15 protein-coding genes and 1 riboswitch are annotated in these 14834 nt (G+C 29.4%); of the genes, 3 read left to right on the top strand and 12 right to left on the bottom strand.

Translation table 11 applies throughout. The features are described 5' to 3' along the window. Positions 1 to 30: 30 nt before the first annotated feature. The 7 genes from ABID14_RS06530 to ABID14_RS06500 form a co-directional block, all read right to left on the bottom strand. Positions 31 to 525, bottom strand: coding sequence for an NUDIX hydrolase (locus ABID14_RS06530; RefSeq protein WP_354368360.1), 495 nt, complete (start codon positions 523 to 525; stop codon positions 31 to 33). A 187-nt stretch (positions 526 to 712) separates the two neighbouring features. Then, positions 713 to 1591: a CPBP family glutamic-type intramembrane protease gene (locus ABID14_RS06525; RefSeq protein ID WP_354368358.1), complete on the bottom strand. Its 879-nt coding sequence runs from the start codon at positions 1589 to 1591 to the stop codon at positions 713 to 715. A gap of 42 nt (positions 1592 to 1633) precedes the next feature. Further along, a complete protein-coding gene (locus tag ABID14_RS06520; protein ID WP_354368356.1) occupies positions 1634 to 2056 on the bottom strand; it encodes a helix-turn-helix domain-containing protein in 423 nt (140 codons plus the stop codon). A gap of 15 nt (positions 2057 to 2071) precedes the next feature. Continuing rightward, positions 2072 to 2239: a hypothetical protein gene (locus ABID14_RS06515; protein WP_354368354.1), complete on the bottom strand. Its 168-nt coding sequence runs from the start codon at positions 2237 to 2239 to the stop codon at positions 2072 to 2074. Between the two features lie 157 nt (positions 2240 to 2396). Continuing rightward, entirely contained in the window at positions 2397 to 3986 is a 1590-nt protein-coding gene (gene pyrG, locus ABID14_RS06510; RefSeq protein ID WP_354368353.1) for a CTP synthase, read from the bottom strand. Between the two features lie 293 nt (positions 3987 to 4279). Then, complete coding sequence (locus tag ABID14_RS06505) at positions 4280 to 5503, bottom strand: sensor histidine kinase (protein WP_354368352.1); 1224 nt, start codon at positions 5501 to 5503, stop codon at positions 4280 to 4282. Beyond that, the gene (locus ABID14_RS06500) at positions 5503 to 6195 is read right to left on the bottom strand and encodes a response regulator transcription factor (protein ID WP_354368351.1); all 693 of its coding nucleotides are present in this window, start codon (positions 6193 to 6195) and stop codon (positions 5503 to 5505) included. The genes ABID14_RS06505 and ABID14_RS06500 overlap by 1 nt, the downstream gene beginning before the upstream one ends. 95 nt (positions 6196 to 6290) lie before the next feature. Between ABID14_RS06500 and ABID14_RS06495 the strand changes: the two genes are divergently transcribed. Beyond that, positions 6291 to 7214, top strand: coding sequence for a YihY/virulence factor BrkB family protein (locus ABID14_RS06495; RefSeq protein ID WP_354368349.1), 924 nt, complete (start codon positions 6291 to 6293; stop codon positions 7212 to 7214). On the opposite strand, the gene ABID14_RS06490 is transcribed toward ABID14_RS06495, so the two are convergent. From ABID14_RS06490 to ABID14_RS06470, 5 genes are all read right to left on the bottom strand, one after another. Then, positions 7211 to 7810, bottom strand: a complete 600-nt coding sequence (locus ABID14_RS06490; protein WP_354368347.1) for a ComF family protein — start codon at positions 7808 to 7810, stop codon at positions 7211 to 7213. The genes ABID14_RS06495 and ABID14_RS06490 overlap by 4 nt on opposite strands. Next, positions 7794 to 9977 carry an SF1B family DNA helicase RecD2 gene (recD2, locus tag ABID14_RS06485; protein ID WP_354368345.1) on the bottom strand — a complete coding sequence of 728 codons (2184 nt, stop codon included), beginning with the start codon at positions 9975 to 9977 and terminating at the stop codon, positions 7794 to 7796. The genes ABID14_RS06490 and recD2 overlap by 17 nt, the downstream gene beginning before the upstream one ends. A 180-nt stretch (positions 9978 to 10157) precedes the next feature. Then, a complete protein-coding gene (locus ABID14_RS06480) occupies positions 10158 to 11042 on the bottom strand; it encodes a histidine racemase CntK family protein (RefSeq protein WP_354368343.1) in 885 nt (294 codons plus the stop codon). A gap of 89 nt (positions 11043 to 11131) precedes the next feature. Next, positions 11132 to 12301, bottom strand: a complete 1170-nt coding sequence (gene metK / locus ABID14_RS06475) for a methionine adenosyltransferase (RefSeq protein ID WP_354368341.1) — start codon at positions 12299 to 12301, stop codon at positions 11132 to 11134. 67 nt (positions 12302 to 12368) lie between these two features. After that, a riboswitch (SAM riboswitch) is annotated at positions 12369 to 12462 on the bottom strand. A gap of 43 nt (positions 12463 to 12505) precedes the next feature. Beyond that, positions 12506 to 13459 carry an AEC family transporter gene (locus tag ABID14_RS06470; protein ID WP_354368339.1) on the bottom strand — a complete coding sequence of 318 codons (954 nt, stop codon included), beginning with the start codon at positions 13457 to 13459 and terminating at the stop codon, positions 12506 to 12508. 150 nt (positions 13460 to 13609) lie between these two features. Between ABID14_RS06470 and ABID14_RS06465 the strand changes: the two genes are divergently transcribed. Both ABID14_RS06465 and ABID14_RS06460 read left to right on the top strand, forming a co-directional pair. Then, positions 13610 to 14518, top strand: a complete 909-nt coding sequence (locus tag ABID14_RS06465; protein WP_354368337.1) for a hypothetical protein — start codon at positions 13610 to 13612, stop codon at positions 14516 to 14518. A gap of 59 nt (positions 14519 to 14577) precedes the next feature. Next, positions 14578 to 14787, top strand: a complete 210-nt coding sequence (locus tag ABID14_RS06460) for a DUF1858 domain-containing protein (protein WP_354368335.1) — start codon at positions 14578 to 14580, stop codon at positions 14785 to 14787. Positions 14788 to 14834 lie beyond the last annotated feature (47 nt).

Raw genomic sequence — 14834 nt, 5'->3', positions numbered from 1 at the left:
CATATAAAAAAACGCCTCACGAGAGACGAATTATTTAAAAATATTCTCAAAAAAAGACTCATAATAACCAAGGCCAATAAATTTTTTATCCTCAATCATTTTATAGATTTCATCTACAGTAGCAAGTTTTACATCCATGACTTCCTCTTCTTGCAACTTAATGTCTTCCAAAGAAATATTTTTCCTAACTAAAAAAATGTGAAATATAGTGTTTCTTTCAGTAATTATTCTTTTTAACTTCAAATCAGAAATAGCAATATCAATTCCCAGTTCCTCTTTAAACTCACGTGCCATACCCTCTTTGGAGTCTTCGCCACTAATAACAGAGCCACCAGCAGAGCAGTACCACATACCCGAGAAAGATTTCTTTTCAAGGGATCTTCTCTGAATGATAAATTTACCATCGTCCCTTAAAATCCAACCCTCGACAATTAAATGGTATTCGCCAGCCTTTAAAGTATCGCCTCGCCTGATTACTTTAGTTTTCCATTTCCCTTTTTTATCATAAACATCCCAATATTCCACATCAAATCTCCTTACGAAATATTTTACACTATTTGAGCACTAATTTAAAGGATATTGTAATTTAGAAAAATGCTAGAATAGAAATATGATTAATAGTTTACCAACCATTTATTGTTTACTATTTAGAAATTATTTATTTTTTAAATTAGATTGTTATTTAAACGAAACCAATAACTATTCTTAATATTTATATAAAATTAATTGATAGTATTTTCCAAATTAACACAAGATTTATAGGAAAAGTTTTTATAAACTCGTATGTGTACTTAATTTGTTTTACAAACAATAGTAGTATATTTTTTTCTAATTCTAACACTTCTTTCCCTTTTTTCAGTAACATTTGTAAAACTATCAAAATAATAGCAGTTACTAACAATAAAATACCTGTCATTTTATTAGGAGTTTCTAAAGTAACATGAGTTCCAAAAGATAAATTCTGCACACACATAACTAAATTCACCAATATCATTGAGTTTATCGCATAATGCAGAAAAATTGGATATATAATATTTCTTGTATATACATAAACTACACCTACAAATATTCCAACTATTAGTGGATTTATAAATCTATTATAATGCATCAAGGCAAAACATATAGAAGAAAAAAGTATTCCTCCATCTATACAATTATCAGAAAACTTATTTAACAAGATATATCTAAAAATATATTCTTCAAATATTACAAAAATAGGCATCATCAGCATAATATATGAATCTATACGACCGTCTTGAACCGCATTCTTCTCTATCTGGGAAATAGGCGTAATTAAAAATGCTATTCCTAAATATAAAAAACAATATTTTAAACTAAACAGTATTCTATAAATATCTAACTCTTTTAAGTCATGTTTTAATTGTTGTAAAAATTCTCTTATATATAAACCAAAATATAAACTATATGCAATAAAAATGCATAATGGCATAGTAAAACTTCTAATAATTACAAAGCCAAGCTGTGTCTTTATATTAAAAGTAAGAGTTCCCAAAAATAAATATAGCGCAAACGTTATAATATAAGCGAATCCAGCGTCTTTTAGAACTTTTTTTCTATTGTCTTTTTCCATATTATATCTCCAAAAAAAATTTAATAAATTAATATCTCGATTTTAAACCATATTTTTCTTCCGTGTAATAATAGATATAATTGTTAATATTATCAAATCTAAAGGTTTATTAAAAAATAAACTTTTATTATTTTCAATATCCTTCAATCTGTATTTGTGAGAGTTTTCATGAATAAATAATTTTTCTGCAACTATTTCTACATTATTATCACTATCTAGTATATATGTTTGTAACATGTTTATCAACGTGGCACTGTATTCTTTTCCACTAAATAATATATTTGCTAGATTATCTAAATAAAAATTTAGAGGGATATGCCAATAATCATCTCCAGGGCTAAATTTTAAATTACAGTAACTGCAATTGTTATAGTAAGCACATGAACATGTAAATGAAGGGCAATGTGTTTCGCAAAGCAATTTTATATCATTTGTTGGACTATTAATCCATTTTATGTTTTCCATATATACTTCTCCTTTCTATTTTCTTTTTGAAGTGCAAGGTAAAGGTATTCCTCCACCCACAATTACACAACCATTCTCAACTACACACCATTCCACAACACATAAAAGATGAATAGCCGAAGCATTAGTTTCACTTTTACTTTTACTAATTCTTTTCTGTATAGGTTTATTAATCCAAACCATATTTACCTCCTATCAAACAATTTAATTACCGTATTTTTATATTAACAAAGATTTACAAATATTACTAAATAGGTTTAACGAATACAATGAATGTAACTTACGAATAATAACAAAAAAGCAGAGATAATATATACCTCTGCAATATTTTAAATACAATTTATTTTGTCAATGCTGCTTTTATAAATCCGTCAAATAATGGATGAACTTTTGTTGGTCTTGATTTGAATTCTGGGTGGAATTGGCAAGCTATGAAAAATGGATGGTCTTTTAATTCTATTATTTCTACTAAATCATTGTCTTCATTGATACCAGAAAATTCTACTCCTGCTGATCTTATTTGACCTCTAAAGTCGTTATTAAATTCATATCTATGTCTATGTCTTTCGAAAATTTTATCTTCTCCATACAATTTAGAAGCTAGGGTGTCTTTTTCGATTGAACATTCATAATTACCAAGTCTCAATGTGCCACCGAGATTTTTGATGTCTTTTTGATTTTCAAGTAAGTCAATTATTGGATTATTTGTTTCTGGGTCAATTTCTGTTGAGTTGGCATCTTTTAATCCTAATTTATTTCTAGCTACATCTATGAGTGCTATTTGCATTCCATAACAAATACCAAAATAAGCAACATTATTTTCACGTGCAAATTTACTTGTCAGAATCATTCCTTCTGTGCCACGTGATCCAAATCCTCCAGGCACTATTATTCCATCTAATCCTTTTAATACATTTATATCTTCTTCTACTTCTTCTGCATCTATCCATCTCAGATTAAGTTTTGCACCATTTTCGCAACCTGCATCTTGAAGTGCTTGATATACTGATAGATATGCATCATGAAGTCCTACATATTTTCCAACTAAACCAATGGTAACTTCTTTGTCTAAGTCCTTGAATCTTTCTACCATTTTTTGCCATTTTTTTTCAGATGGTGGTTGATTTGTAAGTCCTAATTCTTTAAGTATATAATCATCAAGTCCTTGTTTATGAAAAACGAGAGGCACTTCGTATATTAAATCTACATTTTTAGATTGAACTATTGCATCTACTGGTACGTCACAGAATAATGATATTTTTTCTCTCAAATCTTCTGTTACGACTCCATTTGATCTAATTATTATTACATCAGTTTTTATGCCATTGCTCATTAGTTCTTTAAATGAATGTTGAGTTGGTTTTGTTTTTAGTTCGTCACTTCCTGGTATATTTGGAACTAGAACTGTATGCACAAATAATACATCTTCTTTTTTGTTTTCAGAGTGTATTTGCCTTATTGCTTCTAAAAATGGAAGAGATTCTATATCTCCAACTGTACCGCCTATTTCAGTTATTACAACATCTGCACTAGATTCTTTGGCTGCTTTGTAAACGGCATTTTTAATTTCATTTGTTATATGTGGAATCACTTGCACTGTCGCTCCATTATAATCGCCACGTCTTTCTTTTGCAATTACTTTTGAGTATACTTTTCCTGTTGTAATTGAAGCTCTTTTTGTTAGTTCTTCATCTATAAATCTCTCATAATGTCCTAGGTCTAAATCAGTTTCCGCACCATCTTTTGTCACAAAAACTTCTCCATGTTGAAAAGGACTCATAGTACCTGGATCCACATTTAGATACGGATCAAACTTTTGCATAAATACGCTTAGTCCTCTTTCTTTTAAAAGTCTACCAATACTTGCAGCTGAAATTCCTTTTCCAATTCCAGATACAACTCCACCAGTTACAAAAATAAACTTTGTCATGATTCCTCCTAAATTAAATGATATACGCACAAATTTTTCTACAACTAAAAAAAATTATTTATCAAGACACAAAATTCCATCACAAATAATTCTTATACTATTGACTGTAAAATATGCTAAAAAATAAACACAAAAACAATTATATACATATTCTAACAAGTTTAGTATTATACAAATATATTAATAAAAACAAAAAAAAGGCAATTTATGAAAAATTGCCATTATGAAAACTTCTTCGGTTTTCTTTTATTTTATTGCAAAGTGCTTCTATTGTCAACAAGTTTAATATAATTTTACGTTTCTATATCTTTTTTCAATTTAATGTAAACTTTGAAGTAATCTCCGTCAATATCTATTATAATTTCTCCACCAAGGATGTCTACTAAATCTCTAACTATATGCAATCCCAAACCTGAACCTTTGGCATGACGCGATCTATCACCTTTGACAAGTTCTTCAAATAGTTCTTCCGAAGATATATTCAGTTTATATTTTGACAAATTTTTTATTAAAAAATGTATCTCCTCATCTCTATCTATAAGATTTACATAAACTCTAGTTTGTTCTTTAGAATACTTACACACATTAGAAAATAAATTTTCAACTATTCTTACAAATAGATTTACATCGGTATAAACTAATATCTCATCGCTGTTGGAATCATAAATAAATTCTAATTCGTTTTGTTTAAATAAAGAGTCATAGTCGCCATATATTTGGTTTATAAGCTCATTCATTTCTATCAAAGATTTTTCTACATTTATATTTTTTGAATTGGCTTTAGAGGCAAATATCAAATCTGAAATGAGGATTTTTAACCTCTTGGAGTTTCTGTTTAGAACTGCAATAAAATTTCTAGCTTCATCATCGAATTCGTCTTTTTTTGACAATAAATCAGAGTAGTTGATGATTGAAGTTAGTGGTGTTTTCAAATCATGAGAGATATTTGTGATTAAATTTACTTTTAACTTTTCTCTTCTTAGATTTTCTTCTACTCTATCTCTATCCCTTCTTTTATAATCTTCCATTAAGCCTGCAATTTGTCTAAGATACTCATTTGTAAAACATTCTGGTATTTCAAAATCGTAACCATATAGTATTGAATTTACTACTTCAAGTGTAAGCACATTCTGCACGTAATTTAATTCAAGTGTCAGTATTGCTCTTAAAACCATAAATATTAAAACAGTCAGAAGTCTTATTTCTGTTTCTGTATAGCAAAGATATATAACTACTACAACAGATACTAGTAAATTTATAGTGCCAAGAACATTAAAATTTTTAAATTCTTTATACTTAAACAAATCATAGGTAAGTATTGTTGAAATAAACGAATTTCTGTAAACTTTAATTGCAGAAACTACAAAAGTAATCATCGCAGAATAAAGAAAAGGTTGAGATAAATTTAAAAATTCAAATATTATAATATTAGTTACAAGTACAGTTTCTATAAATACATCATCAAAAAGTATTGTCAAAAAATATTTTAATTTTCTTAATAATTTACCTAACTCCATCACTTGTCCTCAATTTTATAACCCATTCCATATACTGATTTTATTAGGTCTGGCTTTCGTGGATTTATCTCTATTTTATCTCTTAAATGAGAAATGTGAACAGATATTATTTTTCTGACATCAATTGCATCTTCTTCCCACACTAATTCATAAATTTCATTTGATGAGAATACTTTGCCGGGATTTTTGGAAAGTAGCACCAAAATTTTGTATTCATAGGGTGTTAAATTTATATTCCTATCTTCTATTTTTACTTCTTTTGATTTATCGTCAATGGAAATCCTACCAACTTTTATCAAATCATCTCTTACTTCACAAGAGCCCAATGACACATATCTTCTGATTAAAGAATTTACTCTTGCTGTTAATTCTACAGTGTTAAAAGGTTTAGTTATGTAGTCATCGGCACCTACATTGAGACCAATTATTTTGTCTGTAATTTCTGATTTTGCAGAAAGTACAACTATTGGGATATTGGTAAATTCTCTTATTTTAATTATTAGAGATATTCCATCTATCTCTGGCATCATTATGTCGACAATAGCCAAATGAATTTTATTATTTTTTATTATCTCGAGTGCTTCTTTTGCTCCATATGTAGGAAAAACATTATATCCTTCTGCTTTTAAATAAATTTCTATTGCATCTACAATATCTTTTTCGTCATCACAAACTAATATATTATAATTCATTATTATCCTCCTCTCTCCATTTTATCACAATTATTATAAAACAATTTTGATTGTTCAATCAAAACTTTTCCTATATAATAAAATAGAGGTGTAAAATGAAATCGCTAAAAAATTTTTTCGAAAAATCAAAAAATAAAAAGCCTTTTATCTTTCTTGATAAACTTTTATATAGGTTAGTTGAACACGACACCATAGCTTATGGTGCAAGTCTAACATATTTCTTGGTATTATCTATTTTTCCATTTTTAATTGCTTTAATTAACGCAGTTAACTTTTTTGGATTAGTTAATTCCAACGAGATACTAAATATAATTAGCTATCTTCCTGCAGATGTAAAAAAAATAGTATTAGGATTTTTGTCTGAAATATCGAAATCATCTTCCGGAAGTTTTTTAACTATTTCATTTTTCTTGGGTTTATTTTCTGCGTCTACAGCAATTTTTAAATTGATAAAAATAATAAATACATCTTATGGTTTTAAAGAAAACAGGAATTTCTTCAAACTTAGATTTACTGCACTAATATTTACTATAGCCTTGATTTTTATGATTTTCTTGCTATCTATCAGTCAAGTTTTTGGAGAGTTAATTCGTCAGACACTAACTCAATATATCGACACCGAAGGGCTAATAATATCAAATTTTTCAGGCCTGAACAAAAGCTTAATACCTTTTATTTATATGATTATAACTTTCATGTTACTATATAAATTCTCGCCATCATCTTCTAATAGAGATATGGTTACATTTAAATCGGTAATTCCTGGTGCTGTATTTTCATCAATTATGCTAATTGTGGCTACACTTGGTTTTGCCTTTTATGTCAACAACTTCGGATCATATAACGTAACTTATGGATCACTTGGTGGAATTATAGTATTTTTAGTATGGCTATTTTTAATATCTATTATTATTTTAATAGGTGCAGAAATTAATGCAACAATATTTTCAATGAAATACTTCTCAAGTCTAAATAATTGGCCAAGGCACGATTCCATTATAAAAGATGTTGTAGATTAAGCTATCTCTGTAGCTGCTATTATGGCAGCTACTTTTTTTATATTATTCTTCTTGGCAGTTTTTACAAGCTCATTAATTGTGGCTCCTGTGGTAATTACATCGTCCACTATTATAATATTATCTTGATAGGTTAAAATGTCAAAAGCATTATTTAAATTTACTTTTCTCTCTTTCTTATCTAAGCCAACCTGAAAAGGAGTCTCTATTATTTTTTCAAAAACTTCCTCGTATTTTAAATCTAATTCTTTAGCAATATATCTGGCCAATATTTCTGATTGATTAAAACCTCTTTTATTCTTTCTATTCTTTGTCATGGGTACAGATGTTATAACATAATTAGCTAAATTGTGTTTAAGTAATTTCTCAATCATATAATCTCCCAAAACTCTCGAATGTGAAATCTTGTCATTAAATTTAAAATCCAACAATATCTCTTTGAAAATACCCGAATAAGTAGCTCCTACTTCTATAAATTCTAAATTCTCTATCGGATAATGAAAAATTGGTTTGTCATTAATTAAAGTCTTGCAATCATCACATATTAACTTTTTATAAGTTTTTTTCTGGCAGTTCACACAATTATAATATTCTTTCATCTTTTGCCTTCACCAATTTATCTGATAATTTAGAATATCTCTTTCTGGTTTTGTTATTATCTATCATTCTTTGCAAATAATTATAAATGCCCACTAAAACTACAACTTTTGATGCACGAGTTATTGCAGTATATATTAGGTTTCTTGTAAGTAAAATTGGCGGAGCCCAATAAATAGGAATTATGACAATAGGAAATTCACTCCCCTGTGATTTATGTATTGTCATTGCATATGACAGAGAAAGCTCCTCGGCACTGTCTTTATCATACTTTACTTTTCTTCCACCATCAAATGTCACTTCAAGTTCTTTTTTTTCTTTATTAATTTCTGATATATAACCCATATCACCGTTGAAGACCCCTTTATTGGTGTCAGAATAAAATTCATTTTCAATTTTGGCTTCAAGCTCATAATTGTTTTTCATCTGCATTACTCTATCTCCTAATTTAAATTTAGTTCCTGAAATTTCTATAACTTCTTCAGATTTATTTAAATGATTTTGCAAAACTTTATTTAAATTTAGAGTTCCTAGATTTCCTTTTTTCATTGGGGTTAGCACTTGTATATCCTCAGCTGTAACATTAAAATAATTAGGAAGTCTTGTAGTTATTAAATCTTTTATTGTTTCAAGCCCTTTTATCTCTCCATTTTCATGAATCATAAAAAAATCTCCACGATTTAAAATTGGCGTGCTTCCATTATTGATTAAATGGGCATTTTTTACAATCATCGATTCATTTGACTGTCTAAAAATTTCTTCTAAATTTACGTATTGAAACACTCCCGAATTTAAAATATCTGATAAAACATTGCCTGCCCCAACCGACGGCAACTGATCTTTGTCGCCAACTAAAATTAATCTAGTGGGATTATCAATTGCACGAAGAAGAGTCTGCATAAGAAGTATATCAACCATACTCATCTCATCAACAATTAAAACATCACACTCTAGCTCTTCAATATTAGTATATTCGAAGCCTTCACCAACAGCAATTTCAAGTAATTTATGGATAGTAAAAGCATCTCTTCCAGTCTGCTCTTTCATTCTCTTGGCAGCTCGACCTGTAGGAGCAGCGAGCTTTATTTTTTTATCTAGCGACTCAAAAATGTCAATTATAACTTTTAAAGTCGTGGTTTTGCCCGTACCTGGTCCTCCTGTAATTATAAAAACACCTTTTTCGATTGATTCTTTGACAGCATTTTTTTGTGTAGCAGAAAGCTTTATATTGCGAAACTCTTCAACCTCTTTAATTTTTTTGTCAGTATCAATATCTTCTGTAAAAGATATATTTAATTTATTGAGTTTACCAGCAACATAATTTTCCGCTTGCAAATATCTAGCTATATAACAATTAAACTCATCATCAACTTTTTCCACAAAAAAATTCTCTTCAAAAGCTAACTTTCTTATGACATCTTCTTTACTGTCAAATTTAACTTTTAATACATTTTCAGTTTTCGAAATCAGCTTTTCCATTGGCAGATACGAATGCCCGTCTCTTGCTGCCATAAGTAAAGTATATTTAAGACCTGCAATTTTTCTAAAATCAGAATTTTCTTCTATGCCTAGAGATTTTGCTATTTCGTCACAAGTTCTAAATCCCATTCCTCTGATTTTACCTATTAAATCATAGGGATTTTCATTTACTATTTCTATTGAATCGTCGCCATATTCTCTATAAATTTTAATTATAGAATTTGAAGAAATATTATATTTTGAGAAATATAAAAAAACTTTTCTCATCGCATATTGCTTATCAAGAGCCTCTTTTATATCCTTATATTTTTTTCTACCAATTCCATTTACTGATAACAATCTCTCGGGACTATTTTCAATAATTTCTAGAGTATTTTCTTTGAATTTTTCTACTATTCTTTTAGCCATGCGTTTTCCTATATGCGGAATCATGGAGGAAGAAAGATAATTTATTACTCCTTTTTCTGTTTGAGGCAAATTTTCTTTATATTCTTCAAATTTAAATTGCTCTCCGTATTTGTTGTGATATGTAAAATCGCCTGTAAACTCATAATTAGAATTTTCGACAAAAAAACTCGTATAACCAACGACAACAGTTTCACCATCTTCTGTTATAATCTTTGCAACGGTATAACCATTCTCATCATTTTTAAAAATTATTTTCTCGACGCTTCCACATACGCTAATCAATTAGAACACCTCCATCATATTGTATCAGTTTTTTTAATATAAATACAGAAAAATCCGCTTAGAAGAGAGTGTACCTCCATTATATTAATATATATTTAAAATTAATTTTATAATAAATGAAAAATCCGCCCCGAGGGACGGACTTTAGCATTCATATTTTCATTCAAAAGTTAAACTCTATTAGTCTTGTTCTTTTGCTTCTTTTTCTCTTTCCAAAACTTCTTGTTCGTGTTCTTTAGTTACTTGGTCTACAACTTCTTTAGGTATATCAATTGAAACTTTATCTATCTTGCCCATTTCAACTGGTCCACCAATCATATATTTTCTTCCATCTTCAAAATCGTAAACAAAAACTTCGAGTTCTCCCGATACTTGTTTTACTACGACTTTGTAATCTTCTTCTAAATTATTAATATCTGGATTAATAGTGTTTAATACTGCTGCAGTACCAGAACCACATGATGATTCTTTGACCAAAGTTTCAGTTTTTGGAACATAAACATATGGAATAATTGAATTTTCATCTTTGTCGTAAAAAATTACACCATAAGCTTCAGATTTGTAATCTGCTTTAATAGCTTTGATAGCTCTAGTTACAAAACCTTCATCTTCATCTCTATCATCAATTACAACATGACTTATACCTGGAAAATTCACAAGTTTATAATTTTTGCCTTCAAGTTCAATATCAACAATATTATCTGGTTTTTCCATAGCTACATAAGCTGTTTGTTTTTGAACATCAGCTATTACATCAGTTGTGCCCTCTTTACCACTTACATAAACTTCTATATCGACAGGACCTTCTACATCATAAAAAGAAGCTGAATAGAGTCCATAGGCTCTTGTAGCATTTGCACAAAATTCTCCGCCCATCATGTCTAGTCTAAGTGGTGCACCTTCGTATGCTGGTGATATAAAGCCAACTTGCTCTACAGAGCTATCAATTTGTTCTCTGATGCAATCTGTATATGCTTTTCTGTAACCCGGATACACTGGCCAAACTACAAATCCTGTAATATTTCCGCCTGGATTTGCTCTAAAATAATTAAAACTTTTCTTCATAATCAATCCTTCTTCTCTAAAAAATATTAATCTTACTTATCACTTGTTACCCAATATAAAAAATATTGTTACAAGTATATTGTAATAAATTAGAGATACTTTTTCAAAGTTTCTACTTTATCTGTCTTCTCCCAAGGTAAATCTAAATCATCTCTTCCGAAATGACCATAAGATGCTGTTTGTCTATAAATTGGTCTCAATAAATCAAGGTTTTTAATAATAGCTGCTGGTCTGGCGTCAAAGTTTTCTTTTACTATCTCTTCAATTTTTTCATCAGATAACTTTCCAGTTCCAAAAGTTTCAACATATACAGCTGTGGGTTTACTAATACCAATAGCATAAGCAAGACCAATTTCTACTCTGTCACATATTCCTGCTGCAACAAGATTTTTTGCAATATATCTTGCATAATAAGTTGCTGATCTATCTACTTTAGTAGGGTCTTTACCTGAGAAAGCTCCACCACCATGGCGGGCAAAACCACCATAAGTATCAACAATTATTTTTCTACCAGTGAGGCCTGCATCTGCCATAGGACCACCAATTACAAATCTACCAGTAGGATTTATATAGTAAAGTGTATCTTCATCAATTAATTCTTTAGGCACCACTTTATCAATTACTTCTCTTTTAATATCTTCACGGATTTTTTCGATATCAACTTCTGGTGCATGTTGTGAAGATATTATCACATTCTTGACTTTTTTAGGAACATCTTCTTCATATTCTATTGTGACTTGTGATTTCCCATCGGGTCTTAGATAATCAAGAGTTCCGTCTTTTCTAACTTTAGTAAGTCTTCTAGAAAGTCTATGTGCAAGTGAAATTGGAAGTGGCATAAACTCTTTAGTTTCATTTGTAGCATAACCAAACATAATTCCTTGGTCACCTGCACCAAAAGAGTCAAGAAAATCAATTCCTTCTTCTTTATATCTATCTACTCCCATTGCAATGTCTTTAGACTGTTCTTTGATTGCAGAAAGTACAGCACAAGTCCTTCCATCGAAACCAAATTTTGCCCTATTATATCCAATATCATCTAATACTTTGCGAGCTGTTTTTTCAAAATCAACATATACATTTGTGCTGATTTCACCAGTAATCACTATCATTCCAGTAGAAGCTAAAGTTTCACAAGCTACTCTTGCATTCTTATCTTCTTTTATAATTTCGTCTAAAATCGCATCAGAAATTTGGTCACATATTTTGTCAGGATGACCTTCTGTTACAGATTCAGAACTAAATTGCCATTTCTTCATTTTTTCCTCCTTAAATTCACCCAATAAAAAAACCTCACAAAAAGGTGAGGAAAATAAAAAAATATTAACCTCATCTTTCAGATTAAAATCTGTGGGATTTGGCACCAAAAAAGGTTGCCGGGTTTCACAGTGCCCATTCACTCCACCACTCTTAATAAGGTATACTCATTAAATTGTAGCCTAAATTATAGCACAAAACTATAATTAATACAATAAATTAAAAAAATTCATTAAACTAATTCCAATAGGATAAGTCAAAATACTCATCACAAAAGAAAAAGTAACTATCTTAGAAGCCAAAAAATAATCCGAATTCATTTGCTTAGTAAATATAAAACAGTTGACTGCGCAAGGTGTCGCCCAAAATACATATGCAATACCAAGTTCCATATTATTAAGTCCAAGTAATATTCCAATTGGTATCATGACAATAGGAGATAAAATTGTCTTTATAAGAGCAGATGTGAAAATTATTTTTGTATCAGAAGATGCTTTTTCAAATTTTAAGCTAGCTCCTATTAATATCAAAGAAAGAGGCGTTGAAAGGCGAGAAATCATCTCAATTGAACGTTCAATCCCAGAATAAACTGGTATATTTAAAAAGTTAAATAATCCTCCCAATAAAATTCCAATAATCATTGGATTTTTGATAATCTTCACAAAAATATCTAATAGAGAGATTTTTTTATTTTCACTTTCTCCATAATAAGTAAGCACTACAATGGCAACTATATTGTATAAAGTTAAACCAAATGCAACCACTATAATAATATGTTCAAGAGACTGAGTCCCATTATATATCATGTCCAGAATTGGAAATCCAACATAAACAAAATTAGATCTGTAAGAGCAATGAATAAATGCCGATAATTTTTTGTTGTCATTTTTAATTATTAATTTGCCAATTATTAAAGATAAAATAGTAATAATTAGAACACCACTAATTATATATATTACATAATTTAAATGTAGCGATTTTATATTTGCACTCTTGATATCATAAAATAATTTAAATGGCAAAGCTATGTAAAAGACAAGCCATGTGGCTTTATCTACAAAATTAGAGTCGATAAAACCTCTCTGTTTTGCCAAATAACCAATTGCTAATATAAAAAATATAGGAAATACAATATTAAATCCCATCAGTAAACTGTTCACAAAATCACCCACTTCATTATATTTCAAAAAATGACTCTTGTCGAGTGAAGACTTTTAACATAGAATAGTGTTTAGATGAAATATTTACTAATATTTTAATAGATTATGAATATATAATCTTAATTGCTATTCAGGATACAAGGAGGAAATATGAAAAAAATTTTAGGAATACTCACTTCGGCATTAATAGTTGCTTCAAGTACGATGGTTTATGCAGGTGCTAAAGTTTCTAGTCAAAATATAATATATGATGGCGAAAAACAAGATATCAAAGGATATATTATTGAGAATAACAATTATTTTAAACTCCGTGATGTAGCTGCACTCTTAGAAGGTAAAGATGTAGGTTTTGATGTGGTTTATGATTCTGATAGAAATGCAATCAAAATTGAGAGAGATGGCAAATATAAAAAAACCGCTGACGATTTAAAACCACTTAAAAATTCTATTAATGAACCAAAGAAATCTACACATAAAGTTTTAGTTGACGGAGAAGAAGTTCGATTTACAAGTTACACAATTGACGGGTACAATTATTTTCAACTTAGAGAACTTGGCAAGGTTGTAGGATTTTATGTTGACTTTGATAAAGAAAATTCCGATGTTATTGTAAAATCTGAAAAATTAGATCCAAAACCTCTTGTAAATAATCAAGTTTCTGTTAAAATTACAAATTATGTGACAAGTTTTGATGAAAAATCTCTTAAAATTTCTGACAAGCCTAAACTTAAAATTGAAGATTTTTTTGAAAATATTAAATCTAATGTTGTAGGAACAACAGAAGGACAATTATCTGCTGGGTTAGAATATATTAAGGCAGAAGATTTAGTAGAGGTTACTCCACTTTCTGCAAAATATGTGGGTAAATTTACCTATAAACCACAGATAAAAATTGTTCAAGGAGAAAAAGAGAAAATTTTAGATTATGATGGCGAAATTGACATCGAAAAAGTTTTAAAAGATAATGGATTTGAACCTAAAAATAATTTTAAAATTACACTTGGAACAAGTACGGGAGAGGGCATTTTTGACAGTTATTCTAGCTTTAATTATAGCTAATAAATAGTTTTAAACTACCCTTCTCGGGTATACATTTTTAACAGGGAGGTGTTTTTTAGATGGAAATTAAAAAAGATATGCTTATAGGCGAAATTCTTTCAAAAAAACCTGAATCAATTGGTACGCTAATGAGTTTTGGAATGGGATGTATTATGTGCCCTTCTTCTCAAATGGAATCACTAGAAGAAGCCGCAATGGTGCATGGTATTGATCCTGAAGTTCTTGTATCTGCGCTTAATAGTGATAACAAGGAAAATTCTGAAGCATAATATACAAAGGGAAGTTGCGGCTTCCCTTTTTCTTTTACATATGAAAG

Source organism: Peptoniphilus olsenii, from assembly GCF_040545475.1.
GTDB classification, from domain to species: domain Bacteria; phylum Bacillota; class Clostridia; order Tissierellales; family Peptoniphilaceae; genus Peptoniphilus_A; species Peptoniphilus_A olsenii.
This window is presented reverse-complemented; position numbering and strand designations above follow the sequence as displayed.

What these genes read in the sequence shown, in the direction of transcription:
- ABID14_RS06525 (WP_354368358.1), bottom strand. Translation starts at nt 1,591, where the DNA reads ATGGAAAAAGACAATAGAAAAAAAGTTCTAAAAGACGCTGGATTCGCT.
- ABID14_RS06520 (WP_354368356.1), bottom strand. Translation starts at nt 2,056, where the DNA reads ATGGAAAACATAAAATGGATTAATAGTCCAACAAATGATATAAAATTG.
- ABID14_RS06515 (WP_354368354.1), bottom strand. Translation starts at nt 2,239, where the DNA reads ATGGTTTGGATTAATAAACCTATACAGAAAAGAATTAGTAAAAGTAAA.
- pyrG (WP_354368353.1), bottom strand. Translation starts at nt 3,986, where the DNA reads ATGACAAAGTTTATTTTTGTAACTGGTGGAGTTGTATCTGGAATTGGA.
- ABID14_RS06505 (WP_354368352.1), bottom strand. Translation starts at nt 5,503, where the DNA reads ATGGAGTTAGGTAAATTATTAAGAAAATTAAAATATTTTTTGACAATA.
- ABID14_RS06500 (WP_354368351.1), bottom strand. Translation starts at nt 6,195, where the DNA reads ATGAATTATAATATATTAGTTTGTGATGACGAAAAAGATATTGTAGAT.
- ABID14_RS06495 (WP_354368349.1), top strand. Translation starts at nt 6,291, where the DNA reads ATGAAATCGCTAAAAAATTTTTTCGAAAAATCAAAAAATAAAAAGCCT.
- ABID14_RS06490 (WP_354368347.1), bottom strand. Translation starts at nt 7,810, where the DNA reads ATGAAAGAATATTATAATTGTGTGAACTGCCAGAAAAAAACTTATAAA.
- ABID14_RS06480 (WP_354368343.1), bottom strand. Translation starts at nt 11,042, where the DNA reads ATGAAGAAAAGTTTTAATTATTTTAGAGCAAATCCAGGCGGAAATATT.
- metK (WP_354368341.1), bottom strand. Translation starts at nt 12,301, where the DNA reads ATGAAGAAATGGCAATTTAGTTCTGAATCTGTAACAGAAGGTCATCCT.
- ABID14_RS06465 (WP_354368337.1), top strand. Translation starts at nt 13,610, where the DNA reads ATGAAAAAAATTTTAGGAATACTCACTTCGGCATTAATAGTTGCTTCA.
- ABID14_RS06460 (WP_354368335.1), top strand. Translation starts at nt 14,578, where the DNA reads ATGGAAATTAAAAAAGATATGCTTATAGGCGAAATTCTTTCAAAAAAA.